This is a genomic window from Paraburkholderia saeva (assembly GCF_907164555.1).
Lineage (GTDB): Bacteria > Pseudomonadota > Gammaproteobacteria > Burkholderiales > Burkholderiaceae > Paraburkholderia > Paraburkholderia saeva.
In genome coordinates this window covers 44,646-70,035 of record NZ_CAJQZC010000003.1, presented here as the reverse complement: position 1 = coordinate 70,035, position 25,390 = coordinate 44,646, and the positions used below count along the sequence as shown (strand labels likewise).

Annotated in this window: 20 protein-coding genes; 5 read left to right on the top strand and 15 right to left on the bottom strand. The window is 64.4% G+C overall.

All coding sequences use genetic code 11. From position 1 onward, the window contains the following. Positions 1 to 38: 38 nt before the first annotated feature. The gene (locus LPA36_RS08490) at positions 39 to 3,842 is read right to left on the bottom strand and encodes a DUF748 domain-containing protein (protein WP_228875717.1); all 3,804 of its coding nucleotides are present in this window, start codon (positions 3,840 to 3,842) and stop codon (positions 39 to 41) included. A gap of 224 nt (positions 3,843 to 4,066) precedes the next feature. After that, positions 4,067 to 5,491, bottom strand: a complete 1,425-nt coding sequence (locus LPA36_RS08485; RefSeq protein WP_228875716.1) for a DUF1254 domain-containing protein — start codon at positions 5,489 to 5,491, stop codon at positions 4,067 to 4,069. A gap of 250 nt (positions 5,492 to 5,741) precedes the next feature. On the opposite strand from LPA36_RS08485, the gene LPA36_RS08480 reads away from it, so the two are divergent. From LPA36_RS08480 to LPA36_RS08470, 3 genes are all read left to right on the top strand, one after another. Beyond that, positions 5,742 to 6,383 (top strand): FMN-binding negative transcriptional regulator, encoded by a 642-nt coding sequence (locus LPA36_RS08480; protein ID WP_228875715.1) that lies wholly within the window; start codon positions 5,742 to 5,744, stop codon positions 6,381 to 6,383. A gap of 165 nt (positions 6,384 to 6,548) precedes the next feature. Continuing rightward, complete coding sequence (locus LPA36_RS08475; protein ID WP_228875713.1) at positions 6,549 to 9,011, top strand: heavy metal translocating P-type ATPase; 2,463 nt, start codon at positions 6,549 to 6,551, stop codon at positions 9,009 to 9,011. Between the two features lie 137 nt (positions 9,012 to 9,148). Next, a complete protein-coding gene (locus tag LPA36_RS08470) occupies positions 9,149 to 11,116 on the top strand; it encodes a methyl-accepting chemotaxis protein (protein ID WP_228875712.1) in 1,968 nt (655 codons plus the stop codon). Positions 11,117 to 11,144: 28 nt separating this feature from the next. On the opposite strand, the gene LPA36_RS08465 is transcribed toward LPA36_RS08470, so the two are convergent. The 6 genes from LPA36_RS08465 to LPA36_RS08440 all read right to left on the bottom strand — a co-directional run bounded on the left by LPA36_RS08465 (position 11,145) and on the right by LPA36_RS08440 (position 16,309). Beyond that, a complete protein-coding gene (locus LPA36_RS08465) occupies positions 11,145 to 11,762 on the bottom strand; it encodes a flavin reductase family protein (protein WP_228875711.1) in 618 nt (205 codons plus the stop codon). 43 nt (positions 11,763 to 11,805) lie between these two features. Next, a complete protein-coding gene (locus LPA36_RS08460; protein ID WP_267478896.1) occupies positions 11,806 to 12,744 on the bottom strand; it encodes a 3-hydroxyacyl-CoA dehydrogenase family protein in 939 nt (312 codons plus the stop codon). Between the two features lie 161 nt (positions 12,745 to 12,905). Then, entirely contained in the window at positions 12,906 to 13,208 is a 303-nt protein-coding gene (locus LPA36_RS08455) for a hypothetical protein (protein WP_228875710.1), read from the bottom strand. 446 nt (positions 13,209 to 13,654) lie between these two features. Next, on the bottom strand, positions 13,655 to 13,813 hold the full coding sequence (locus LPA36_RS08450; protein ID WP_228875709.1) for a hypothetical protein: 159 nt from the start codon (positions 13,811 to 13,813) through the stop codon (positions 13,655 to 13,657). Between the two features lie 167 nt (positions 13,814 to 13,980). Continuing rightward, positions 13,981 to 15,441, bottom strand: coding sequence for a hypothetical protein (locus LPA36_RS08445; RefSeq protein ID WP_228875708.1), 1,461 nt, complete (start codon positions 15,439 to 15,441; stop codon positions 13,981 to 13,983). 184 nt (positions 15,442 to 15,625) lie between these two features. Further along, positions 15,626 to 16,309: an MgtC/SapB family protein gene (locus LPA36_RS08440; protein ID WP_228875707.1), complete on the bottom strand. Its 684-nt coding sequence runs from the start codon at positions 16,307 to 16,309 to the stop codon at positions 15,626 to 15,628. 182 nt (positions 16,310 to 16,491) lie between these two features. On the opposite strand from LPA36_RS08440, the gene LPA36_RS08435 reads away from it, so the two are divergent. Then, positions 16,492 to 17,586 carry an AGE family epimerase/isomerase gene (locus tag LPA36_RS08435; protein ID WP_228875706.1) on the top strand — a complete coding sequence of 365 codons (1,095 nt, stop codon included), beginning with the start codon at positions 16,492 to 16,494 and terminating at the stop codon, positions 17,584 to 17,586. A gap of 96 nt (positions 17,587 to 17,682) precedes the next feature. Here LPA36_RS08435 and LPA36_RS08430 read toward each other — a convergent pair whose 3' ends face one another. After that, positions 17,683 to 19,302, bottom strand: a complete 1,620-nt coding sequence (locus tag LPA36_RS08430) for a methyl-accepting chemotaxis protein (RefSeq protein ID WP_228875705.1) — start codon at positions 19,300 to 19,302, stop codon at positions 17,683 to 17,685. A gap of 234 nt (positions 19,303 to 19,536) precedes the next feature. Between LPA36_RS08430 and LPA36_RS08425 the strand changes: the two genes are divergently transcribed. After that, on the top strand, positions 19,537 to 19,971 hold the full coding sequence (locus LPA36_RS08425) for a PaaI family thioesterase (RefSeq protein ID WP_228875704.1): 435 nt from the start codon (positions 19,537 to 19,539) through the stop codon (positions 19,969 to 19,971). A 79-nt stretch (positions 19,972 to 20,050) separates the two neighbouring features. Here the strand turns inward: LPA36_RS08425 and LPA36_RS08420 are convergent, their stop codons facing one another. The 6 genes from LPA36_RS08420 to LPA36_RS08395 all read right to left on the bottom strand — a co-directional run bounded on the left by LPA36_RS08420 (position 20,051) and on the right by LPA36_RS08395 (position 25,374). Further along, positions 20,051 to 20,899, bottom strand: coding sequence for an ureidoglycolate lyase (locus tag LPA36_RS08420; protein WP_228875703.1), 849 nt, complete (start codon positions 20,897 to 20,899; stop codon positions 20,051 to 20,053). Between the two features lie 65 nt (positions 20,900 to 20,964). After that, a complete protein-coding gene (locus LPA36_RS08415) occupies positions 20,965 to 21,708 on the bottom strand; it encodes an SDR family oxidoreductase (protein ID WP_228875702.1) in 744 nt (247 codons plus the stop codon). A gap of 82 nt (positions 21,709 to 21,790) precedes the next feature. Continuing rightward, entirely contained in the window at positions 21,791 to 22,627 is an 837-nt protein-coding gene (locus tag LPA36_RS08410; RefSeq protein ID WP_228875701.1) for an amidohydrolase family protein, read from the bottom strand. A gap of 1 nt (position 22,628) precedes the next feature. After that, positions 22,629 to 23,666, bottom strand: a complete 1,038-nt coding sequence (locus LPA36_RS08405; RefSeq protein WP_228875700.1) for an aldo/keto reductase — start codon at positions 23,664 to 23,666, stop codon at positions 22,629 to 22,631. A gap of 25 nt (positions 23,667 to 23,691) precedes the next feature. Beyond that, positions 23,692 to 25,020, bottom strand: a complete 1,329-nt coding sequence (locus LPA36_RS08400; protein ID WP_228875699.1) for a UxaA family hydrolase — start codon at positions 25,018 to 25,020, stop codon at positions 23,692 to 23,694. A gap of 33 nt (positions 25,021 to 25,053) precedes the next feature. After that, complete coding sequence (locus LPA36_RS08395) at positions 25,054 to 25,374, bottom strand: UxaA family hydrolase (protein WP_228875698.1); 321 nt, start codon at positions 25,372 to 25,374, stop codon at positions 25,054 to 25,056. Between the last annotated feature and the right edge of the window lie 16 nt (positions 25,375 to 25,390).

Here is a 25,390-nt window from a genome sequence, read left to right as displayed (position 1 = left end):
CGCGCGGGTAGCGCAGAACAGACGGCAAAACGCGCTGCCTATTTCAGCCCGAAGTCGACGCGCGAGCCGACGCCCTTGTCCTTGATGCCGTCGGCGGTGAGCTTCGGCGCGACGATAAAGACGCGGCTGCTGTCCACCTTCCCGTCGAAGTACTGCTGCACCGCCTGCGCGCGCCGCTGCGCGAGACTCCGCAGCGCTGCATCGTCGATCGGTGCGTGTTCGGCAAGCGCGCTCTTCATGTCGTCGTCGGGTATCGACTTCGTCAGGCCGACGAAATTGCGCGGCTTCTTGAAGTCCGCATCCTTGTACGCCTTCGCGAGGTACTTGCTGTACTCCTTCTGGTCCACGGTAATCGACGACGTGTCGACGCTTTCGCCGTTGCCCACCGTGTCCCTGACCTTCTGCGCCTTCACCTGACGGTCGACGTACAGCGTGCGCAACGCGGGCACGTCCGTCGCGGGATCGACGCGGCCGATCAGGTCGATACGGATCGACGGCTTGTCTTCCAGCGCTTTCGAGATCGTGTCGAGCTTTGACGTGGACGCGTCCGTGAGTTTTGCCGAGCCCGGATCGAATTCGACGTAGCCAAGCTCCTCGCCGTTTCCGCCGAACGCGTTCGCGAGCAGCGTGAACGGCGCGGTCACCGCCTTCTCGACGAGATTCACGATCGCGCGCCAGATCAGGCCGCCCAGGCTGAACTCCGGATTGGAGAGCGACCCCGAGACCGGAATGTTCACATCGATCTCGCCGCGCCGGTTTTTCAACAGCGAAATCGCGAGACGCACGGGCAGCTTCGTCGCCGTGTCGTTGTCGACGTGATCGCCAAACGTGAGCTGATCGATGAACAGATGGTTGTTCGCGCTCAGCTGGTCGTTCTCGAGCTTGTAGTGCAGATCGACGTTGAGCTTGCCCTTCGTAATCGGATAGCCCGCGTATTTCGCCGAATACGGTGTGAGGTTCGTCAGCTCGACATCGTGCGCGCTCGCGGTCAGGTCGAGCGCCGGTTTCGCGATCAGCGGATTGACCGTGCCGCGAATCGAAAGCGGTCCGTTCGCCGCGAGCTTCGCGGCGACATCGACGGGCGCGGGCGTGGTGGATTGCGTGCCGAACGCGCCGATCGTCCCCTGTATCGCGACGAGATTCGCCGTGAAGTTCGGCTTGATGAAGTTGTCGGTGTATGTCACGCGGCCGTTCTGCAGCACAAGCTGGCCGAAGTGCAGTTTCACGGGGCTCGTGGGCGGCGTGGCGGCGGTAACGGTCGCGGACGTCGAAGCGGGTGCGGGCGCTGAAGCAATCGCGGCCTCGGACGCCGATTGCGGCGTCAGCGGAATGGGCTCCTTGCCGCTCTTGTCGCGCGTCAGCGATTTGGCGCTGCCCGACTGCTGCGCGACCACGTCTGTCAGGTTCAGCTTGCCTTGCGCATTGAGCAGCACGCGGCCATAGAAGCCTGTGAACGTCACCTTGCCGGCATCGACATCGGTGCCGCGCGCGTCGTAGTTCGCCTTCAGGTTCGTGAGCGCCAGCGAGCGCCAGCCAGCGAACGGATCGGACGTCGCCTTGTCGAGCATGCGGACATCGACGAGCGCAATGTCGCCCTTGTACGAAGCGCTCAGCGCGCTACCCGCACTTCCCGCACTTCCCGCGCTTCCCCCCTTACCCGCCACCTTGCCCGACTGGCTCATCGCCAGGTCGCCCGACGCGTTCAGGAGCGCGCTCGCAATCGTCGCGTTCAGCTTGTTGCCGAAGTACGGTTCGAACGCGGCGGCGTCGAGCCGGTTGGCGTTGACCTTCAAGGCCAGCTTGAGCGGCGTGGCGGTGACGTCGCCGTTCACACCGAGCGTGCCCTTGCGGTTCAGCGTCGCCTGCAGGTCGATGGGCAGCGGTTTGCTGAGGTCGTCGCTGATCTGCCGCACCTTCAGCTGCAAAGGCGCGACATTGAGTTTGACGGGGTGTTCGGTCGAGTTGTCGGTGAACGTGGCCGCGCCATCCTTCAGGTTCAGCTCGCCGATCTGGTAGCGCCACGCCGGCCCCTGTTCCTGCGCCTTCTGGACCTTGCGCACCGCCGTATGTTCGGCAAGCGTCTCATGCGGACCCGCGAGCGTGGCGAGGTCGATGCTGCCGTCCTTCAGACGCTCCGCGGTGATGTTGAGCCCCGTCAGATCCACGCCGGTGATATCGGCGGTGCGCGCGGAAACGTCGATCGCCTTCACCTGAACACGCCCCTGCGCGAGCGCGACGACCGGCTCCTTCGTGCCCTGCGTCGCGAGCTTCAACGACTGCAGGTTCAGTTCGGATTCGCCTACCTGCACAAGCGCTGGCGATTTATCCCAGTTCGCGCTCACATTTGCGCTCAGGTTGAGCGAGCCGTCGACGACCTGCGCAGCCGTCACACCATCGATATAAGGCTGCAGGAACGGCAGATGCACCGACTTGAGATCGATCTTCGAATCGGCGGTTTTCGCGGCAAGGCCGAACGCGCCGGTCGCGGTCAGCGAACCACCGTCTGAGAGTGCCGTTTCAAGCGAGTACTTCGCCGGCGGTTTGCCGAGCGTCGTGAAATCGGCGAGGGAAACATGCATGCCCTTGAACCCTAGCGTCACAGGTTTCGGCACGCCCTCGTCCATGATCTGCACGGTGCCGTCGTTCAGCGCAAACGCCTTGATCGACAGATCGAGCGGGGCCGCGGCTTTTTCTTGCGTGGCCGCGGTTGCAGCACCGGATGCGCCAGCAGCTGCGCTCGCCGGCGCCGGCTTTTCCGCGGCTGCTTGTGGAGCAGCCGGCGTGAACATCTTCTGCACGCTCACCACGCCGGATTTATCGCGCGACAGGTGTACGTCCGGCCCGTCGAGCCGGATTTCGTCGAAGCGGAACACGTTCCTGAGCGGCTCAAGCGAAGCTGCAGCGACATGCAGTCCGCGCGCCGCGAAGAACGGTGCCTTGTTCTCATCGACGACATCGAGACCGGCGAGATCGACGGTGCCCGTGACGCTCAAAGCAGGCGCGTCGTTGGACACCACGAAGTGCATTTTCAGGTCGCTCGACAGCTTGCCGGCCTGCACGGTCACCGGCAGCTTCGCCGGGACGTAGGACAGGATGCGCGGCACGTCGAGCCCGTCGAAGCGCAGCGCCACTTCCGATTCGCGCGATGTCGCGAACGGCTTGGTGCGGCCATCGATGGCGAGCGGAGAGCCGTCGATGCGCGCGCGCAACATCGGCTCGACGAAGATGTCGGTCGTAGACGGCAACGTCGCGATAAACGGAATGCCGATCGCCCACTGGTCGACCAGATGCTGCACGCCGAGCAGCCTGTCGTCGAACTCGATGCGGCCGTTCTCGAGGCGGATATTCGACACGGAGAAAAGCGTCGGCTTGCTGTCGGGCTTCGACGGCTGCTTTGCGAACCTGTCGATCAGATCGGTAAAGTTAAAGCGCTGCGCATCGTATCGAACGATATGAAAGCGCGGCGAATCGACATGCACTTCGTTCACGATCGGCGAGCCGCGAAAGATCGACGACCACGATGGCTGCACGATCAGCCGCTCGATATCGATGAAATTGCCCGCGCCGCCGCGCTCCCCAATATGGACGCGATCGGCTTCGAAGTTGAGCGTGTAAGGGTTGAGTGCGATGCGGCCGATGGTGGACGGCCGGTCGAGCTGTTTGCTCAACTGCTGCTCGGCGATATGCCGGATCAGCGGTGGCGCGGCAAAAAAGCCGACGAGGCCAAACAGCACCAGAAAGATCAGCAGGCCGATGACGACCCGCCGGAGGCGGCGGCCGTTCGCGACGCCGCGCACGGTCTGCAGGGAAGATGCGAAAGATGCTTTGTTCGGGCTTGCCATGCTTGGTCGCAGGTGATGCGGCGGCGGCCCACCGCGATGACGAAAGTATCAGGCTGCGGAAAGTATACGTCGTCGAACTGACTTGCTGAACAAACCTCGTGAAACGTTTGCTACGCGCTATCTGCCGGTTGACTCCACGCAATCAATACGCATCGGATACGTCGGGCGCGTACGCCGGCCGACATGGCCGTTTCCCGCGCCCCCGGCAGTACCCGTACCCGAACTTACTGACGCACCACTTCCGGCGGTTGCCACGAGCCGTCTCCGGCCTGCGGCTTCGGCGCGTACAGGCGCATGACGAGCTGGAAGTCGCCGCGCGGCGCCGGCAGCCAGTTCGCGGCTTTCGCGCGGGCTGCCGAAACCGTCACGTCGAGCGAGCCGTCGCGGTTGCGTTTCGCGCCATTGCGATCGCCGACCGCGACGCGCGGCGGCGTCGTTTCTCCGAGCGCGCCGTCTTTCGTGTACGCCGTGATCGACCAGAAACCGCGCACCGGCGGCACCTGGTTCGGCGCGAAGTGGATCACATAGCGGTTGGCGCCGTTCAGCGCGTGGCCGTCGCTGTCCTGTGCGACCGTCGCCCGGATTTCATCGTCCTTCGTGCCGATACCCGGCTGCGTGTACGCCGCGTATGCACGCAACGCGTAATCTGGACCGTAATTGCCGACGCCATCGCCGAACCAGCTCCAGCCGTTTGCCGTCAGCACGTTCGTCGGCGCGCTCGCCACACGCTCGTGACCCTCGGCGAGACCGGCGGCAATGGCGTCGCTGGCGCCGGCCGGCAACTGGACCGGCGCGCCGGGCGTCACGCCAAGATCGCCGAGAATTTTCAGCGCGTGCGGATCGTCGGGCGCGGGCGGATTGTCCGCCAGCGCCTGCGCGAGGCGGCCGAAGAAGCCCGCCGCGTCGAGCGCGGCGACCTTCGCGGGCGGCCCGCCGGCCGCGCTCATGTCGGATGGCATCGGGCGCGTCACGACGGTGGCCACGCGCGTGTCGCCGTTAAAGACGCTGAGCGGTGCCACGCGGATGCCGTGCTGAAGTTTGCGCACTGCCGTGATATCTCGCGAGCCGTTTGTCTGGATGCGCGCGGTGAACCACACGTAGCGCGTCGAAACCTCGACGCGTTTCGCGCCGGCCGGCAGATTGCCGTGCCAGTCCTTCGGCACGAACGCGATGGTCTGCTGCCTGACGCCAGCCGCGCGCGCGGCCGCCGGTGCGCCGGACTGCGCGGCAGTCGACCAGACCACGTTCGTCCACATGTCGAGCGCGCGGGCGTCGAGGTAGCGGCCGTGCGAGTCGGGCAATACGACGATGACAGGTTCTTCGCTGAGGTCGAGCCAGCCGGTCGAGTCGAGCGTGTCGATACCCGGCGTCGCCGGACGGCCTGTGCCGACAGGCGGTAAAGCCTGCGCGTGGCGCAGCGTATTGACGGGCGCCTGGCCCGGATCGGTGCCGTTGGCCACCTCGCGGGCGACGTCCATCAACACGAGCGGATAGCCGAATACGTAGGAATCCGCGACTTCGTTCTTGATCCAGCCGGTGGATTTCGGCGAGGACGCCGGCGTCGAAGCGCAACCGGCGAGAAACGCAAGGCCTGCAAGCGATGCGCAGGTCCAGGAAACAGAAAACAGTTCTCGTCGATTTTTTATCATTCGTTAATCTTGCGGAACAGGCGGTCCATTGGGTGCCGATGATCATGCGATCGCGTTCGCGGGCGCCCCCCAAGGTCACCTGCAAAGCCGCGCGATTCTGATCCCGACAACGGGTTGTATCGTATCCTTGACAGCCAGGCAAGCGCAAAGGCGCACAGTGACACGTTCTGTGCACGCGAGCCCGGTTTTTACACTCGATCTGGCACCTTTCGTCCATTCAAAAAAACGTCACCGTCCGCCTGGAGCGCGCATGTATATCCCCGCCCATTTCGAAGAAAAGCGCCCTGAGGTGCTGCACGGACTGATCGAACGACATCCGCTGGGCGCGCTCGTCACGAACGGTCCGGACGGGCTCGACGCCAATCACGTGCCATTTGAATTCGATCCCGCAAAGGGGCCGCTCGGCACCTTGCGGGCGCACGTGGCGCGGGCGAACCCCGTGTGGCGCGAAGCGGCGGACAGGCCCGATGCGCTCGTGATCTTCCAGGGCGCGACAGCGTATATCTCGCCGACGTGGTACCCGAGCAAGCACGAGACGCACCGTCAGGTGCCGACGTGGAACTATATGGTGGTGCACGCGCACGGCCGGATCATTGTCCATGACGATGAAACCTTCGTGCGTGGCCTCGTTGCGAGACTCACGCGCAAGATGGAAGCCGGCGAGACGAAGCCGTGGAAAATGGGCGACGCGCCGCCGGATTTCATCGCGCAGATGGTCGGCGCGATTGTCGGCATCGAAATCGAGGTCACGAAGCTCACCGGCAAGTGGAAACTGGGCCAGAACAAGGATTCCGCCGATCGCGTGGGCGCCGCCGAAGCGCTGCGCGCCCACGGCAGCGACGCACGACAGGACGTGGCCGAAGCCATGCTGAAGGCGCCGCCCGCACTCTGATCTGCCTTGACGGAACCACCGGATCGGGCGCCGGGGCGCCTCGCAGCGGGCTTTGCATGGGTGTGGCAGGATACGCGCAATCTGTCCTTGACCTTCCCATCATGGGAACGTCGAAACTGGGTTTATCGGGCAGCGATTTCGCGCCCATCGGACCCTGAGTGAACCATGACCGACCTTTCCACTCCCCAGCGCATCACGCCTGCCAGCGTCGAACTCGAGATCGGCGGGATGACATGTGCATCCTGCGCGAGCCGCGTCGAGAAGGCGCTCGCGAAGGTGCCTGGCGTGAGCCGCGCATCCGTCAACCTCGCCACCGAAAAAGCGACCATCGAAACCGGCCCGGAAGTCGCAGCCGAATCGCTCGTCGCCGCCGTGACCCAAGCAGGCTACGAAGCGACGCCAGTTGCGCGCGAAGTGGCAGAACTCGCCATCGGCGGCATGACGTGCGCGTCGTGTTCGGCACGCGTTGAAAAGGCGCTTGCGAAGGTGCCTGGCGTAGCCAGCGTCTCCGTCAATCTTGCAACAGAGAAGGCGACCGTTTCATTCCGTGAATCAGTGAGCACGGATCAACTGGTCGCGGCTGTCGAAAAGGCGGGCTATGAAGCGACGCCCGTCATCGAAGCAACCGTCGCGACCGAAAATGCGACTGCGGGCGGTTCAGCCACGGCCGCGCGCCCGCGCGATACAACGCGTCGCGAGTTGTACGCCGTGCTGGTTTCCGCGCTGCTGACGTTGCCGCTCATCGTGCCGATGGTGGGCGAATGGTTCGGCACGCACGCGATGATGCCCGGCGCGCTGCAACTGGCGCTTGCGAGCGTCGTGCAGTTCGTGTTCGGCGCACGCTTTTACCGTGCTGCGTACCGGGCGGTGCGCGCGGGCGCCGGCAACATGGATCTGCTGGTCGCGCTCGGCACGTCGGCGGCTTACGGGATCAGCGTCTACCAGTTGCTGACGAACAGCGGCGACGCCGCGCATCTGTATTTCGAGGCGTCGGCCGTGGTGATCACGCTGGTCCGCTTCGGCAAGTGGCTCGAAGCCCGCGCCAAACGCCAGACCACCGACGCCATCCGCGCGCTGAACGCGCTGCGCCCCGACCGGGCGCGCGTGCGCGTCGGCACTGAAGAGCGCGAAGTGCCGCTCGCGCAGGTGCAGGTCGGCACCGTCGTCATCGTGCGGCCGGGCGAGCGCGTGCCGGTCGACGGCGCGGTGATCGAAGGCCGTACGCACATCGACGAATCGCTGATTACCGGCGAAAGCCTGCCCGTCGCGAAGCAACGCGATGACGCCGTAACGGCCGGTTCGATCAACGGCGAAGGCGTGATCGCGATTGTCACAAACGCGATTGGCGCCGAAACGACGCTCGCGCGGATCATCCGCCTCGTCGAATCGGCGCAGGCGGAAAAGGCTCCGATCCAGCGGCTCGTCGATCGCGTGAGCGCGATCTTCGTGCCGGTGATCCTCGTCATCGGCGTGCTCACGGTCGGCGGCTGGCTGCTCGCCGGCGCGGGCTTCGAAACCGCCATCCTGAACGCCGTCGCCGTGCTGGTGATTGCGTGTCCGTGTGCGCTCGGGCTTGCGACACCCGCTGCGATCATGGCCGGCACCGGCGTCGCCGCGCGCCACGGCGTGCTGATCAAGGACGCCGAAGCGCTCGAAACGGCGCATCGCGTGAACATCGTCGCATTCGACAAGACCGGCACGCTGACCGTCGGCCAGCCCTCGGTCACCGCGTTTGAAGCGATCGATCTCCCGCACGACGAAGCGTTCGCGCTCGCCGCAGCCGTGCAGCGTCACAGCGACCATCCGCTCGCGCGGGCCATCATGGCGGCTTACGCACAGCTTCCGGCAGGCCCGGGAAATGTTCCTTCCAGCAGCGCCCGCGCCGTGCCGGGCCGGGGCGTCGAAGCGGAAGTCGAAGGCCGCCGGCTCGCGATCGGCAGCGCCCGCTGGCTCGCGGAACGCGCCATTGTCGTGCCGGATGCGTTCACGCAACGCGCGCAGCAGCTGGAAGCCGAAGGCAATACGGTATCCTGGCTGATGAGCGTCGATGCGCCAGGCACGGCGCTCGCACTGATCGCGTTCGGCGATACGGTGAAGCCCACCGCGAAGGAAGCCATCGCGCGCCTGAAGCAGATGGGCATCCATAGCGTGCTCGTAACGGGCGACAACCGCGGCAGCGCGGCCGCCGTCGCCGCTGCGCTCGGCATTGATGAATTTCATGCTGAAGTGCTGCCGGACGACAAGGCCCGCGTGATCCGGGATCTCAAGATCCGCACGACAGGCATCGTCGCGATGGCCGGCGACGGCATCAACGACGCGCCCGCGCTCGCCGCCGCCGATATCGGCATCGCGATGGCGACGGGTACTGACGTCGCGATGCAGGCGGCCGGTATCACGCTGATGCGCGGCGATCCGGCGCTGGTAGCCGACGCGATCGACATCTCGCGCCGCACGTGGCGCAAGATTCAGCAGAACCTGTTCTGGGCGTTCTTCTACAACCTGATCGGGATTCTGCTGGCCGCCTTCGGCCTGCTCAATCCGATGCTGGCCGGCGCGGCGATGGCGTTTTCGAGTGTCAGCGTGGTGACGAATGCGCTCCTGCTGCGCGCCTGGCGCGGGACGAAGTGAAGAGATGGCGGGCAATAAACCGGAATTCTTACAGCTAGTTAAAGGATTCCGGTTCATGGCCGATATACCGGGATAACCCTAATGCCGTCGAGCGCGTCTTTTCTGACGGTACCTTGTCCTCCTAACGCCAGCAAACCATGGATCTTCTCTCTCTGCGCCGCGCGAGCGTCGGCGCCAGACTTGCCATGCTCTCGTGCGCGCTCGTCGCACTCATCTTCGCGGCGTTCACGTGGGCGGTCACCCGCTCGGCCGGCGAACAGGTCACCGAGCAGGTGGTCGCCCGGATCGGCGAAAAAGACCGTTCGATCGCCGCGATGATCGCGCTCTTCGACAGCAGCCTCAGCGCCGAGGTCGGCCGCTCGATGAACCTCTTCGCCAGTTTTCTGCCGGCTGACTACTCGGTCGACGAAACGCAGAAGGTGGACATCGACGGCGTCGCCACACCGACCATGAAAGCCGGCGACAAGGCCCTCAACCTCGATTTTTCGATTCCCGACCAGTTTCTGGCGCGCAGCGGCGCCATCGCGACCGTGTTCGCGCGCACTGGCGACGACTTCGTGCGCGTGACGACCTCGCTGAAAAAACAGGACGGCTCGCGCGCGATCGGTACGCTGCTCGACCGCAAGGGTCCGGCGTACTCGCTGGTGCTCGCCGGCAAGACCTACACCGGTCTTGCCGCGCTTTTTGGCAAACGTTTCATCACGCAGTACCGGCCCGTCACCGACGCCAGCGGCCGCGTGATCGGCGCGCTGTTCGTCGGCGTCGACGTCGGTCCGCAGATCAGGTCGATCGAAGACGGCATCCGTCAGCTGAAGATCGACGAGAGCGGTTATTACTTCGTGCTGAACGCGTCGAACGGGCCGGATCGCGGCAAGTTCATCGTCCATCCGGCCGCCGCCGGCCAGGCCGCCGACGACGCCAACGCGCCCTACAGGCAGATGCTTGACGCAAAGGAAGGGCAGATCACGTACACATCGACGGACTCGACGCTCGGCGAAACGCACGCGCGCGAGAAGTACGTTTCCTTTGTCAGCGTGCCGGAATGGCAGTGGCTCGTGGGCGGCGTCGCGCCGCGCGACGAGGTGATAGCGGAAGTCACGTCCACCCGCAACCGCTTCCTCGTGGTCGGCTTCGTGCTGGTCGCGGCGTTCGCGGCGATCTTCCTCGTTGCCGTGCGGCGGATGGTGAGCCGTCCGCTCGACGAGGCGGCGAAGGCGTCCGAACGGCTCGCTTCGGGCGACCTCAGCGTGCGCGTCGCAAACGGCCGCACCGACGAGATTGGCCGTCTGCTGAGCGCAATCGACGGCATCGGCGAAGGACTTGCGCGCATCGTCACGCAGGTTCGCGGCGCCTCGGCGAACATGACACAGGGCACGGCGGAAATCGCCACCGGCAGCGGCGACATCGCAGCGCGCATCGCGACGCAGGCGAGCAGCCTTGAAGAAACCGCGGCGAGCATGGAAGAAATCACATCGACGGTGCAGCAGAACGCGGCGCACGCCGCCCAGGCGAATACGCTCGTCACGCGCGCTTCGGACGCGGCGCTCAACGGCGGCCGCGCGGTCCAGCGCGTCGTGTCGACGATGGGCGACATCAGCCGCTCGTCGCAAAAAATCGCCGACATCACGTCAGTCATCGAAGGCATCGCGTTCCAGACCAACATTCTTGCGCTGAACGCCGCAGTCGAAGCCGCCCGCGCAGGCGAACACGGCAAGGGCTTCGCGGTGGTCGCGTCCGAAGTGCGCGCGCTCGCGCAGCGCAGCGCGGCCGCGGTCAAGGAAATCGAGGCGCTGATCGGCGAATCGACGGCACGCGTCGAGTCCGGCTACAGGATCGCGGAAGAAGCCAGCACGACGATGAACGGCATCGTCGAACATGTGGAACGCGTGCGCGCGATCATGGGCGAGATTACCGTCGCTTCGAGCGAGCAGTCGGGCGGCATCGAGCAGGTGAATCTTGCCGTCACGCAGATCGGCGAGGCGACGCAGCAGAACGCGACGATCGTCGGTGTGGCCGAGCGCGCCGCTGCCGACCTGCGCGAACAGGCGGAGCGGCTCGCGCAGGTGGTGAGCGTGTTCAAGCTGGAAGCGTCGGCACGGCATTGAGGTGCAACGCCGCGTCTGACCGCGCGGACTACGCCGTCGGCCGGACCATCTGGAACATCTCGCCGATCTCCGCGTAGTCGGCGCGATAACCGGCGCGCATGATCGGCTGCGCCGCATGCGTGTCGAAGAGGCCGTCCTTCAGGAACGCCTTCTGGATATGCACGCCGACGACCTGACCGAGCGCCAGATAGTTGTCCATCGGCGTGCCGTCGAGCGCATGCAGCCGGACGATCTGCAGCAGCCTGCACTCGAGCGCCGCGGGCGCCTCCGCGACATGCGGCACTCCGATGTTGCGCCCCGCCGCTGGCGTCAGACCTGACAACGCAAACTCATCGACCTCGGGACCCACCGGCGCGGACGACCGGTTCATCTGCTCGGCGAGCGGCCGCGTCGCGAGATTCCACGCGAATTCGCCGGTCGCCTCGATGTTGCGGATGCTGTCCTTGTAGCCTTCGCTGCTGAAACCGATGATCGACGGAAACGTCGAAAAAGCACCGAAGAAACTGTATGGCGCGAGGTTCAGGCGGCCTTCGGGCGAACGTGTCGATATCCAGCCAATCAGACGCGGCGCGACGATCGCCTTGAATGGATCGTGCCGCAGGCCGTGACCTTCGGCGGGATCGTAGAAATGAACGTCGGGATTCATGCGTGGCTGCCTCCGGGGTTTGAAATGGCGTCGTTCGCTGCGCTCAACCGCGGCTGATCAGGCGCTTGCGGCCTTCCTTCACGCGTGCCACGTGCGCTTCGTCCCAGTCGTAAAACCCGGTGCCGCTGCGCACGCCGACGCGCCCCGCGTTCACCTGCGCGCGCAGCAGGTCGATCACGTCTTCGTCTTTCGCGAGCTCGGGCATCAGATGCGACGCGATATCGACGAACGTATCGAGGCCGCCCATATCCGCGCCTTCGAACGGACCGACGATGCCCCACCGGCGCCCCAGCGACGCCTTCATTACGCGGTCGACTTCATCCGGCGTGGCGGCGCCCGAGCGCACGATGTTGAGCGCCTCGCGCAGCACGGCGAACTGGAGCCGGTTACCGACAAAGCCTGGAATCGCCTTCTGCAGCTCCACCGGCTCCATGCCGATCGCCGACATCAGCGCAACGGTTCGCGCCAGCACGTCGGGCGTGGTCTCACTGCCAGGCACCACTTCGACGAGCGGAATCATGTGCGGCGGGTTCCAGAAGTGCGCGATCACGAAGCGCTCTTTCGCGCGTACCGGCGTGGTCAGCACATCCGGCGGAAAGCCGCTCGTGTTGCTGGCAAGAATGGTGTCGGGGGCAAGCAGCGCGTCGAGCGCTTCGTACAGACGATGCTTGAGCGCCAGCACCTCGGGAATCGCTTCGATGATGAACTGCGCCGACGCCATGACGTCGAGCGTGGCGTGCGTTTCGACGCGGGTGAGTGCCGCCGTTTTGGCCGCGCTGTCGATGCGGCCGGCGTCGATCAGTTCGTCAAGCACGGCCTCGGCCTTGGGACCGACGCTCGCGAGACGCGCTGCATCGACGTCGTGGACGATTGTCCTGTATCCGTGCAACGCCGCTTGCGTCGCGATGCCGACGCCCATCAAACCCGTGCCCACCACGCCCACCACTGCCTTATCGTTGTTCAAGCCATTCTCCTGCAACATCGATGAAAGCGTTCAAGGATAGCGCAGCGGGCGTGGTCGCGGTGCTCGCCTGGATGCACGGAGGCCGGCGTCCCGTCAGGGAGAGCCGGCCTCCGTTTGCATGACGCCGCGGCGGGCGTCATGCGGTTCACACGTCCAGCGCTATCGGAATCAATAGGGAATCAATAGTGCTCGGGGTGATGATGGTCGTCGTGATGGTGCGGATCGTAGTCGTGCGGATGATGGCGCATCCACTCGTCGTGTTCCCAGTAGCGGTGACCATCGTAATAACGGTCGCCATGCCAGCCGACGCTGATGCTGACGCCAACCGGCATCATGTGTGGCTGGCCATACGCGGCTGCAGGCGGCGCATCGCGCATCATCATCGGGTCGTGCTGTGCGAAAGCAGAACCTGCGGTGAGCAGGGCGCCACCAGCAAGCAGCGTGGCGAGGACAGTGCGGGTCTTACGATTCACGGTATTCATGGAGGATCTCCCTTTTTTAGATCACACCACGCGCCGGCTTCGAAATATCCAGCTGTCGTGGTGCGCTTGAGACCCACTTTAGCGATCCGAACCGCATACAACCGTGAGCACTTGTAAGCGTGCGTTTCAGCGTTTTGTAGCCTTGGGTCAGCGTCCGGCGGCGAAAACTTTCATCAGGATCAAGACTTACGCCGAACCTCAGTCCGGAGCCGCCGGGTGGCCCCGTGAATCGTCGTTACATTCGTTGGCTTTAAGAAATATTGCGACGACACGGATATTACGAAAAGAATGGAAAACGAAAGCAAATCAAAAGGTTAGCGCGACCTGAAGCGGATCATCCGGATATCGGATGCAAGGCGTTGATGGCAAGAAAAAAGCCCGATGCGGAATGTCCACATCGGGCTTTTGAATCTTGGCGCGGACACACCGCGCGCCGCGCTGGCTGGTCAGCCGCGCAGGAAGCCGAAAATTGCGACGCGCTGCGACTTGCGAACGCGTTCAGCTTCGCGATAACGCGCTTCGTGCGAATAGTCAGTGTCCAGCGGAAGGAACGGCGACGCAAAGAGGTCGCTAACCTTTTGAAGCAGTGCAAGGATCAAGCTCATGGCGACTCCCGGTTGAATGATTGGCTAGGGTTTTCCCTTAAGATGCATTATAGGGTTATCCCTTAGTCAAATCTAGTGCAACGCAGCATTTTATTCGCCGGACGCCTTGCCGAACCGCCCCACATGGGTTTGGTGCGTTGCATCATTACAACAACAGCGGGGCCGGATCAGTGCGTCGCGGGCGTTTTCGCCTTGTGAGCGTGCGGGGTTCGGGCCGTGTGCTTCGGCGAGGCTGGGGGCGCGGCGGGCCGTGGGGCGGCGTCGGCCTCGGGTGCTGCTGGCGCGGCAGGCGTCACCGGCACGATTGCCGGCGCGCTGACAGTTGCCGAATCCGTATCGAGCAGCGTCGAGAGCGTTGCCTGCTGATTCAGCATCATCTGTTCGATGCGCTGCTGCTGAGTGGTCGAATCATGCGTTAGACGCATCAGAAGCATCGTCTGAGTGATACCGATTGCGACCGTCACAAGCAGCGCGGCGACCACGATCGAGAGCATCCATTTCATCCGGCGCGAATGGTCGGTCGCGGCGCGGCGTTGATCGGCGATCACGCCGTAAAGCGCATCGACGGTGTCCGCGAAGGCCGTCGCCCGCGCGCGGTCGAGCTCAGGCGCGGCGGAGTTCGTCGCGGTCGAAGTCTGAGACATGCCAAACGTCCGCGACGCGGCGCCCGGTTGCGTCGACTGCGCCTGCGCTCCGGACGACGAGGCGCGCGGCGCGTTGGCCAACGTCGTTGAAGCAGCATCGCCGGCGGGCGAGCCTTCGCCTGCAGCGCTCGCCGCCTTCGCGAACGTCGACGCGAAGCGCGGCGACGCTGTGGCCAGCTGGCTCGACGGTGCCGCTTCATTCGTGCGGGCCGTCGCAGCCTGGCGCAGCCCCGCAGACGAAGCCGAAGGTGCAGCCGGAATGACTGGCGAGACCGCGCGCGGAGCCCGCTGACCGGAGGCCACCGACGCGGCGGCGGCCGGTTTCGCTGAGGTCTCCGCGCTGACGGCCGTCCGCTTTGCCGATGCGTTACGCGCCGGGTTTGCAACTTCGGTAGCTACATCGGCCTGGCTTTCTGCAACCGGGTCCGCGCTCGTTGCGGTAGCTGCGGCCATATCCATTTGCGCGACCCCGGCCACCGCCGTCGCGGTCACATTCAATCCGGCATCGTGAACGCTTTCCACCGCGGCGCCCGGCGCGCGCGCCTGCAGCGTGGTTTCTACTCCAGCCGTATCGGTCACCGACGGCTCGATGCGTTCATCCAGCACGCTGGCCTGCCTCGACAGCGACGCGGCCTCATCGACCTTCGCCGCGCGCGTCACACGACGCGCCAGCTTCGACTCGCCGGCCAACGCGTCGCCGTCGTCCGTAATACCGACGGCTGCCAGCACTTCGGCGGGCAGCTCGAAGCCCGTGAGCGTGCCCTGCCGTATGTCGATCGTCATGGCTTCGAGCGTGGCTCGCGTCGGATCGTCGGGGAACAGGTCGAACGTGCTGTCGTCGCGCGGGACGTCGGAGAGCTGCGCGAGCCGCTGCGCGGAGCGCGCGGCGCGGGCCAGCTTGTTTTCGGTTTCAGTGGAGACTGTCGTCTCGCGCCGCTTTGCGGAACGGGCGCGAGGTGCACGGGAATTCGGGGATGCTGCCAAATCTGCGGAATCTGCCATGAGGAAAGGAGCGGTCGTTCTGGTCGTCAGCCGGCACGCGCCGGCCGCGGGTCGCCGCTGCAAAATGCCATCTTCGTTTTTCGAGACCGCATTGTCGCACGCCCACACGCCCGGATTGGCCCATCGCGGGGAAAACGTCGAAGTTCGCCCCGCAACAATGCACCCGCTATGACGAAGCCTCCTCACGAAACTCCTTCACGCCCGGCAACGCGCGAAGCTGGCTGCAGATGGCCGCATATTCCGTAGCCGACACGCGATGCAGCGTGATCGTGATGTCGTCCAGCTCGGGGGCGTCGTCGCTCTGTTGCATGACGAACTGTTTCACGCGCGGGCTGGCTGCGCCGAGCGCATCGTGCAGCGAATGGAATGTCAATGTGCCGCGTTCGACCAGCATCGTGATCTGGCGCCGCTGTTTGACTGTGATGAAGCGCCGCTCGATCGGCTTGATGCCTGCCAGGATCACCAGGATGATGAGCGTCGCGGCAATCGCGGCCGTGTACAGGCCGCCGCCCACCGCAAGGCCGATCGCCGCGACCGACCACAGGCTCGCAGCCGTTGTCAGGCCGCGCACGATCTCGCCGCGCAGCAGGATCGAGCCCGCGCCGAGAAAGCCGATGCCCGAGACCACCTGCGCGGCCATCCGCGATGGGTCGAGCACAATGTGATCGCCGCCAAGCACATCGGCAAAGCCGAACGCCGAAACGATCATGATGAGCGCGGAGCCGACGCAGACCAGCATGTGCGTGCGCAATCCAGCTGCCCACGAAAGGCGTTCTCGCTCGAATCCGATCACGCTGCCAAGTGCGGCGGCGAACACGAGCCGCGAGACAAGTTCGATGTTGCCGGGCATGGTGGCTCCTCCGTTTTTGAGCCGGAGCGGCAACCGCGCAACTGGCTGCGTCACGCGCCGCGCGCCCCTTCTGGTTTATCCTTGCGCTCTACAGGCCCGACGGCGCCCGGGAAAATTGCGCCCAACCCCGACCCGTACGCCCGCTTTCGTATGTTTTCCGACCCGCACGACACACCAGCCGCATGACATCATCCGCTTCCACGGCCACGCTTGCCGCCCTGCTGCGCACGCATTTCACGCAGGTAGTCTTGCCAATATGGCGCGGGCCCGGCTTCAACGCCGCGCTTCGCCTGCCCTGCGAAGCGGTCGGTCATGACCACCGGCCGCTGCCTGCCGTACGTTATCGCGCGATGGCGTGTGCGCGCCAGCTTTTCGTGTTCTCGCAGGCGGGCGACATCGCTCACGCCGATATCCTGTTCGATTCACTGCGCCGGTATTTTCATGACACGCAACGAGGCGGATGGTTCTATAGCGTCGATGTCAACGGGGCGCCGCTCGATACAACGAAGGATCTGTACACGCACGCGTTCGTCGTGTTCGCGTGCGCAGAATATCTGGCCCGCTCCGGCAATCGCGACGCGCTCGACGTGATGAACGAGACATCGGCGCAGATCGTCGATCGCTTCGCCGCGCGTGACGGCTTGCTCAACGCGGCGCTCGATGCAGGCTTCTCCACTGTCACCGGCACGCCGGTGCAGAACCCCTTGATGCATCTGACCGAAGCGTGGCTCGCCGCTCACGATGCGACCCGGGATGCGGCGTTCGCCACGTCGCTCACGCGTCTTGTCGAAGCCATCGCACGCACCTTCGTGCATCAGCCAACCGGCTGTATCGCCGAACTGCCGGCAGGGTCCGCGGACAATCGCCTTGAACCCGGCCATCAATTCGAATGGTTTTATCTCGTGCGACGCGCCGCGGGTCTTCTCGGGCAATCGGAACTTGACGCTGCACTCACGCGCGCGTTCGATTTCGCCGAAGCGCGCGGCATCGATCATTCGACGGGCGGCGTCTATGCGTCACTCGACGAAGCGGGTGCGATCAAGGACAGCGCCCAGCGTATCTGGGCGCAAACCGAATACCTGCGCGCGCTCGCCACGAAAGCCGACGAAGCGGCCAACGCCCGCCTGCCGCAGCAGATCGAACGCTTTCGCGAACGCTTCCTGCGCAGCGACGGCTGGATCGAAAGCATGACGGCCACGGGCGAAATTACGCGCGCCGAAATGCCTTCGACCACGCCGTATCATCTGGCAACGTCATACGCGTCGCTGCCGGTCTAAAGCCGCTCGATACCGCTAACGACAGAAACAAGAAGGCCCGCAGGAACTTGACGTTCCTGCGGGCCTTGCGCTGTCAGCGTAGTCGGGCTTAAAGCATCAGGCCAACGGCATCATCGCAAATCCACCCCTACGCGGCGACGCGTAAGCGCCGCCCTGCTCGACCGCCAGCACCGCGTCCGAAATCTCGAACACTGATACCGCGTCTTTCAGCTGCTGCGTCTGCTGATGCAGCGAAGCCGCCGCCGCGGCTGCTTCTTCGACGAGCGCAGCGTTTTGTTGCGTCATACCGTCCATCTGCACCACGGCCTGATTGATCTGCTCGATGCCCGTGCTCTGTTCCGACGAAGACGCGCTGATCTCCGCCATCATCTGCGTCACGCGCGAAATCGACGCCGACACGTTGCGCATCGCGTCGCCCGCGCGCTCGACGAGCGCCGAGCCGCCCTGAATTTCCGCGACCGATTCGCTGATCAGCGTCTTGATCTCTTTCGCCGATTGCGCGCTGCGTTGCGCGAGGCCGCGCACTTCGCCCGCGACCACCGCGAAGCCACGACCCTGCTCACCGGCACGCGCCGCTTCGACGGCCGCGTTGAGCGCGAGGATGTTCGTCTGGAATGCGATGCCGTCGATCACGCTGATGATTTCCGCGATCTTGTCCGAGCTTTGCGCAATACCGCGCATTTTTTCGACGACTTCGTTCACGACGTCGCTGCCGCGCGAGGTCGCGTCCAGCGCGCTTTCCGCAAGCGTATTCGCTTCGCGCGCGTGGCTCGCAGTCTGACGCACGGCGGCGGTCAGCTCTTCCATGCTCGACGCGGTTTCTTCGAGCGAAGCAGCCTGGTTCTCCGTGCGCGCCGAAAGATCCGCGTTACCGGTCGCGATTTCGTCCGCGCCGAGATGAATCGAATCGGCCGAATCGCGCACCGTCTTCACGGTACGCGCGACGCTCGCCTGCATCATGGCGAGGCCCGAATACAAGCGCCCGATTTCGTTCGTGCCGCGCGCTGCGATCGGCTGGTCGAGCCGCCCTTGCGCAATGTGGTCGAAGTGACGGCCTGCTTCCTCGAGCGGCGCCACGACGCCATGCTTCAGCAGCAGAAATACCGCCGTCGTGCCGGCCAGCAGCAACGCGAGAATCACGGCACCCACCGCGCGAAAGAGCGCGAGCCGGCCATCGATCGAATCGAGCGACGCGCGGCTCGCCGAATCGGCGAACTGCGCGAAGTTGTGCTGTTCGGCGAGAAACGCGTCCTGGAACGACTGCGTCGGTTGATCGAGGAACGCCTGGATGTTGTTCGCGTCGAGAAACTCCGCGAGTTCGCTCAATGCCGCGTGCAGTTTCGTATAGCGCTCCGTGAGCGCGGCCGCACGGGCGCTGTTTTCGTCGTTCATCTTCGGTGCGTTGCTGAACGTGCCGAACGAACGCTCGGCTTCCTTCAACTGCTCGCGGGCGTGCTGGACGATTTCGGCAGGCTCGGTGCCGCCGCGGACCATCCGCGTGCCGGCCCGCGACAGATTGATACGCGCGTCCATCAAATGCTGTGTCGTTTCGCTGACGGCATTCATCTGCCGGAGCGCGACGTTCGACAGATCGCCGACGTCATCGTGCGTGCGCGTCAACGACCAGAATCCGAGACCTTCCGTGAGCAGCTGAAACACACAGAAAGCGACGAGTACGCACAACAGGCCGGAAGCGACCTTGATCTTGCTGAACATCGAGAACACCTGAATTACGAAAGGGATGACTACGGGTTTACGGCAATATGTGGGACGCCTTGAGTCTGCCCAGCCAAATGAGGCGAGATTGCCTGCCCGCGGCAGACTTGCGACGGATTGCCTTTATTTTTCGCAACAATCCGAAGGCAATCTCTTCGAATGACCTTGACGCGGTGCGCAGGCGCTTCCTAGAGTGGACAGGAACCAGACGGGCCGCCGCCCGAAGGAACCGAGATGACTGATCTACTCGATCGCGCACGGGGCGCGCTGCACGCGCAGCCATTCAGCATGCTGCTTGGCGCTGAGCTCATGAATACGGGCGCGCATGAACTGACGCTCTGCCTGCCGATCCGCGATGAACTGAGGCAGCAACATGGTTTCGTCCACGGCGGGGTGATCAGTTATCTGGCCGACAACGCGTTGACGTTCGCCGGCGCGCTCACGCTCGGACCGCGTGTGGTCACGGGGGAATACAAGATCAACTACCTGAGGCCCGCGATCAACGGCACCCTGATGGCGCGCGCGCAGGTCGTACACGCCGGACGCAATCAGGCGACGTGTCAGTGCAACATCTTCGTGATGGACGATGGTTCGGAGAAGCTCATCGCCGTGGCGCAGGGCACGATCAACCGGATGGCCGAGGGAACGGAGGTCGCGGCGCCGGCTTGAGGGGGTTTGACGCGAACGCCGGTTGAAACTGGGGCGTTCGCATGCGCGGCCCGTTGGGCCGCGCATCACACTACTGCATTTATTCAGCCGCGTAAGTCTTTTGCGTCTGCTCGCCGAGACCCTGAATGCCAAGGCGCATCGTCTGACCCGGCTTCAGGAAGACCGGATTCGGCTTCACCCCCATGCCGACGCCCGGTGGCGTGCCGGTCGAAATCACGTCGCCCGGTTGCAGGCTCATGCACTGCGACAGGTACGACACGAGCTTCGCGACCGTGAACACCATCGTCTTCGTGTTGCCGTTCTGGTAGCGATGACCATCGACTTCGAGCCACAGGTCGAGCGCCTGCGGGTTGGCCACTTCGTCACGCGTCACGAGCCACGGGCCGATCGGGCCAAACGTGTCGAAGCCCTTGCCCTTGTCCCACGTGCCGGTGCGTTCGATCTGCCATTCGCGTTCCGACACGTCGTTGATCACGCAATAGCCCGCGACGTAATCCAGCGCGTTCGCTTCATCGATGTATTTCGCGGGTTTGCCGATCACCACGCCGAGTTCCACTTCCCAGTCGCACTTCTTCGAGTTGCGGGGAATTTCGACGTCGTCGTTCGGGCCGACAATCGCGCTCGTCCACTTGTTGAAAACGACCGGTTCGGCCGGCACCGGCAGATTCGATTCCGCCGCGTGATCCGCGTAGTTCAGCCCGATACAGACGAACTTGCCGATGTTCGCCACGCACGGACCGATGCGCGGATTGCCTTCGACCACCGGCAGCGAAGCCGGATCGAGCGCGCGCAGTCTGGCGAGACCGGCATCGGTCAGTACATCGCCGCCGATATCGGCGACGACTTTCGACAGATCGCGAATCTTGCCTTGCGCATCGAGCAAGCCCGGTTTTTCCTGACCTTTCGGCCCATAACGAAGCAGTTTCATCGTGGCATTTCCCTGGTGTTCAGTGAAAAAATGCATTGGCGGCCGGCACGCCGGCCACCGCGCAGCTAGTTGGACCAGCCACCGTCGATCACGTGCGCGTGACCGGTGGTGAACGCGGATTCGTCGGAGGCGAGATACAGCGCGAGCGCCGCGATCTCTTCCGGCTTGCCGACACGTCCCATCGGCTGGCGTGCAACGAAGGCGGCCTGCACGGCATCGATTGTCGCGCCCTGGGCCTGCGCCTGCGCCGCGATGCGCTGTTCGAGCGACGGCGAAGCCACCGTACCCGGACAGATCGCGTTGCAACGCACGCCGCGCGTCACGAAGTCTGCCGCAACAGCCTTCGTGAGGCCGATGACGGCCGCCTTCGACGCACCATACACGAACCGGTTCGGCACGCCCTTGATGCTCGAAGCCGCCGACGACATGTTGATGATCGAGCCGCCGCCCTTCTCGAGCATGCCAGGCAGAAACGCGCGGATCGTACGGTACATCGCTTTCGCGTTCAGATCAAAAGCAAAGTCCCAGTCTTCCTCGCTCGCTTCGAGAATCGAACCTGCGTGCACGAAACCCGCGCAGTTGAACAGCACATCGATCGCGCCGAGTTCGGCGGCGAGCGCCTTGATCGCGGCGTCGTCACGCACATCCAGCTTGCGCGCCTCGACGGGCTTCCCGGCGAGTGCATCGATGCGGATATCCGTGGCGATCACACGGGCGCCCTCGCGCGCGAAGAGCTCCGCGGTCGCGAGTCCGATGCCTTGTCCGGCGGCAGTGATCAGGGCCGTCTTGCCGGCCAGTCTTTGTATCATCTACGGCTCCAGTTGAAATGGCGTTTGGGTCATACCGGGTATTGCAGCGCCTGCCGGGATGAACCCGACACGCACGAAAGGTTCACAGTCGATAAAAAGCGGCCGCGTTGCCGCCGAAAACCGCGTCGCATTGCGTTTCCGACAGCGACGCCAGCAGCTCGTTCGCAACAGCATGCCACGTCAGGTAATCGCCGTTCAGATTCAGCACCGGCCAGTCGCTACCCCACATCAGTCGCGTTGGGCCAAAATGCGCAAGCAGATGGTCGACGTACGGGCGTAGCGTGCCTTCGGTCCAGCCCGGCGCCGCCTCAGTGGCAAGACCGGACAGCTTGCAGTGGACCTGCGGAAAACGCGCGAGCTTCTCCATGCCGTCCGCCCACGGCTGCCAGCCAGCGGCACCATCGCGAATGGCGGGTTTCGCCCCATGATCGACGACGATACGCAACTGCGGAAAGCGCTGAATGAACGTTTCCAGTGCATCGACGTGACGCGCAAAAATCAGCGCATCGAACGCGAGGTCATGCGTGATGAGCGCTTCGATCGCGGGCGCCAGTGCGGGGTTGGCAATCCAGTTGTCGTCGGGCAAATCCTGCAGCATCGGCCTCACGCCCTTGAACTTCGGCTCACGCGCCAGTCCGGCGATGAGCGCAGGCGCATCGTCGTCGAGCAGTGGTACCCAGCCGACCACACCTGCAATCGAAGCCTCATTGCGTGCGAGATCCAGCAGATAGCGCGTTTCGCCGATGGTCGCCGCCGCCTGCACGACCACCGTCTTGTCGATGCGCGTGGCCGTGCGCAACGGCGCAAGATCGGCGGGACCAAACGTGCGATAGAGCGCCGTCAGATCGGGCGTAAGCCACCCGTAGTCGCCGCGATCCGGATTCCAGTAATGCTGGTGTGCATCGATGCGCGTCGCCACGTCAGTCTCCGGGAACCGGCGCGCGTGGATCGAGCAGGCCGTCACGCAGCGCCTTCCATAATCCCGCCGGCAACTCGCGTTCGAACGACGCGACGTTCTCGCGCACTTCGCCGGCGCTGCGTGCGCCCGTCAGCACGGTGGCCACGGCCGGGTGCGCATACGGGAACTGCAGCGCGGCAGCGGGCAACGGCGCACCGTGCACGCGACAGATCGCTTCGAGCCGGGTCACGCGGTCGATGACGTCCTGCGGCGCGTCGCCGTAGTTGTACTTCAGGTCGCCCTGCACGCCGCGCGCGAGGATGCCGGAATTGAACGCGCCGCCAAGCAGGATGCTCACGTGCTTCGCTTCGCACGCGGGCAGCAGGTCGTTCAACGTGTCCTGTTCGAGCAGCGTATAGCGGCCCGCGAGCAGCGCGCAGTCGATGTCGAATTCCGCCATGGCTTCGAGAATCGCCGCGCCTTCGTTCACGCCGAGGCCGACCGCCTTGACCGCGCCGCCCGAGCGCAGTTCGTCGAGCGCCTTGAAACCGCCGCCTTCGGTCAGCTGCTTCCAGTAATGCGCGTTGCGATCGCCGTGTGTATAGCGGCCGATGTCGTGAACCAGCAGGATGTCGATGTCGACCATGCCGAGCCGGTGCTGGCTGTCTTCGAACGAACGCAGGATGCCGTCGCGGGTGTAGTCGTAGATCGCTTCGAACGGCAGCGGGTTCTGCCAGCCTTCGCTGCCGTCGTAAGGGTGCGTGCGCGGCACGAAGTGCCGACCCACTTTGGTCGACAGCACGTATTCGCCGCGTGGATATTTGCGCAGCGCGTGGCCGAGCCGGTGTTCTGCCTTCGTGTGTCCGTAGTGCGGTGCCGTGTCAAAAAAGCGGATACCGGCGTCCCAGGCGGCATCGATCGTGCCCTGGGCTTCTTCGTCGGTGAGATCACGATACAGGCCGCCAAGCGGGGCCGTACCGAGACCGAGACCGGTCACTTTCAGATCGCGCCGGCCAATGCCGCGCCGCTGGCTCACCTTCGGATTCGCCGCTGTTGTCATGCCTTGTCTCCTCGTTGTCCGCGCTTCAGACCGGCGCGATTTCAACTACGCGATGTTGCACTGCACTCGAAGGCAGGCATGCAGGCCCTACCGGTTCGAACGTCTTGTACGTCAGGATGAACTCCTGATGACCCAATGCTTCCGACTTCGATGCCGCGCCCTGCGCGACGGCGACGGTCGTATCGAATACTTCACGGCCGACTTCGTCGAGCGTCGCGCGGCCCTCAAGAATACGCCCGGCGTCGATATCCATGTCGCCCGCGAGATTACGGTACGTCGACGGATTCGCGCACACCTTGATGACGGGCGAAATCGCCGAGCCGACCACCGAGCCGCGTCCGGTCGTGAACAGGATCACATGCGCGCCGCACGCGATCAGCTCGCCGATCTCCGCGTTGTCGCTGATGTTCGGAAAGCCGAAACGCGGCTCGCCATCGGGCACGACATCGAGCAGATAAAGACCGCCGGTGGGCGGTACATCGCCGGGTTTCACGATGCCGACAATCGGCGATGCGCCGCTTTTCGCATACGCGCCCAGTGACTTCTCTTCCTGGGTTGTCAGCCCGCCGTCGGCGTTGCCGACCGCGAAACTGCCGTGTCCGAGAATGGAATAGTAACGCGCCGCCTTCGCAACGCAAGCGACGATTTCGTCGCCCAGATCTTCGCGCGCGGCGCGGCTCTTCATGTGGAACTCGCAGCCGACCAGCTCGCCCGTTTCCTCGAAGATACAGGTCGCGCCCGCGTCGATCAGATGATCGAACGCGCGGCCCACGGCCGGATTCGCGGTGATGCCGCTCGTGCCGTCGGAGCCGCCGCAGATCGTGCCGATCACGAGTTCGTCGAGCGCCATCGGCACTTTTTGCTGCGCTGCAAGCTGCCGGCGCGCGTCGCGCACCCAGTCGACGCCATACTGGATCGTGCTGCGCGTGCCGCCCTTTTCCTGAATCGTCAGGACCTCGACGGGCCGGCCGCTCGCGCGCACGACGTCGACAAGGTAATGCTTGTTCATGCTCTCGCAGCCGAGCGAAACGAACAGCACCGCGCCGACGTTCGGATGCGTGGTGAGCTGCTGCATCATCTTCTCGGCGTAGCCGTTCGGATAGCAGCCCGGAAAGCCGATCAGATGAACGGGGGGCTCGCGTTCGGCTGACGGATCGTCGAACGCGTCGAGCGGCTCGCGAAACTGCGTGACGATTTCGCGCGCGACGTGATGCGCACATTCGACGAGATACGCTACCGCGACGACATTGCGGATGCCCTTGCGGCCATCGCTGCGCAGATAGCCTTGCAGCACCGGCGCCGACGCACTCTTGAGCGCCTGCGCGACACCGGATGCAACGGAAGTGTCAATCATGATCGTTGGTTCCCGCACGGCGAAGCGCCGTGTTCAGTGGTGCACGAATGCGTGGCCGGCGTCGTGCGTGTAGGTCGGCAGGTAATCGCTTTCGAGGTTATGGGTATGCAGATGCGCGCCGCGTGCGACGGCTTCGGTCACGTGACCGATCACCGCGCCGTAACGCAATACCTTTTCGTTCCGGACCAGCGCGCGACGCGCGACCTTGTGGCCGAGATCGATGGTCTTGGCGAGCGTGATGCGCTCGCCTTCGATCACGACCTCGGTCCCGGCTTCGAGCCGCGCCGCCGCGATCAGGCAGTTGTCCTGTGGCGTCAGCAGGATGAGGCGCGGGTCGGTTGATGAACTGCTCAAAATAGTGTCTCCGTGA

Bases quoted from the DNA above. Each gene is read 5' to 3' on its own strand.
- LPA36_RS08485 (WP_228875716.1), bottom strand. From the start codon at position 5,491: ATGATAAAAAATCGACGAGAACTGTTTTCTGTTTCCTGGACCTGCGCA.
- LPA36_RS08465 (WP_228875711.1), bottom strand. From the start codon at position 11,762: ATGAATCCCGACGTTCATTTCTACGATCCCGCCGAAGGTCACGGCCTG.
- LPA36_RS08400 (WP_228875699.1), bottom strand. From the start codon at position 25,020: ATGATTGACACTTCCGTTGCATCCGGTGTCGCGCAGGCGCTCAAGAGT.
- LPA36_RS08435 (WP_228875706.1), top strand. From the start codon at position 16,492: ATGACATCATCCGCTTCCACGGCCACGCTTGCCGCCCTGCTGCGCACG.
- LPA36_RS08475 (WP_228875713.1), top strand. From the start codon at position 6,549: ATGACCGACCTTTCCACTCCCCAGCGCATCACGCCTGCCAGCGTCGAA.
- LPA36_RS08490 (WP_228875717.1), bottom strand. From the start codon at position 3,842: ATGGCAAGCCCGAACAAAGCATCTTTCGCATCTTCCCTGCAGACCGTG.
- LPA36_RS08405 (WP_228875700.1), bottom strand. From the start codon at position 23,666: ATGACAACAGCGGCGAATCCGAAGGTGAGCCAGCGGCGCGGCATTGGC.
- LPA36_RS08430 (WP_228875705.1), bottom strand. From the start codon at position 19,302: ATGTTCAGCAAGATCAAGGTCGCTTCCGGCCTGTTGTGCGTACTCGTC.
- LPA36_RS08415 (WP_228875702.1), bottom strand. From the start codon at position 21,708: ATGATACAAAGACTGGCCGGCAAGACGGCCCTGATCACTGCCGCCGGA.
- LPA36_RS08455 (WP_228875710.1), bottom strand. From the start codon at position 13,208: ATGAATACCGTGAATCGTAAGACCCGCACTGTCCTCGCCACGCTGCTT.
- LPA36_RS08425 (WP_228875704.1), top strand. From the start codon at position 19,537: ATGACTGATCTACTCGATCGCGCACGGGGCGCGCTGCACGCGCAGCCA.
- LPA36_RS08450 (WP_228875709.1), bottom strand. From the start codon at position 13,813: ATGAGCTTGATCCTTGCACTGCTTCAAAAGGTTAGCGACCTCTTTGCG.
- LPA36_RS08440 (WP_228875707.1), bottom strand. From the start codon at position 16,309: ATGCCCGGCAACATCGAACTTGTCTCGCGGCTCGTGTTCGCCGCCGCA.
- LPA36_RS08420 (WP_228875703.1), bottom strand. From the start codon at position 20,899: ATGAAACTGCTTCGTTATGGGCCGAAAGGTCAGGAAAAACCGGGCTTG.
- LPA36_RS08460 (WP_267478896.1), bottom strand. From the start codon at position 12,744: ATGTTGCAGGAGAATGGCTTGAACAACGATAAGGCAGTGGTGGGCGTG.
- LPA36_RS08480 (WP_228875715.1), top strand. From the start codon at position 5,742: ATGTATATCCCCGCCCATTTCGAAGAAAAGCGCCCTGAGGTGCTGCAC.
- LPA36_RS08470 (WP_228875712.1), top strand. From the start codon at position 9,149: ATGGATCTTCTCTCTCTGCGCCGCGCGAGCGTCGGCGCCAGACTTGCC.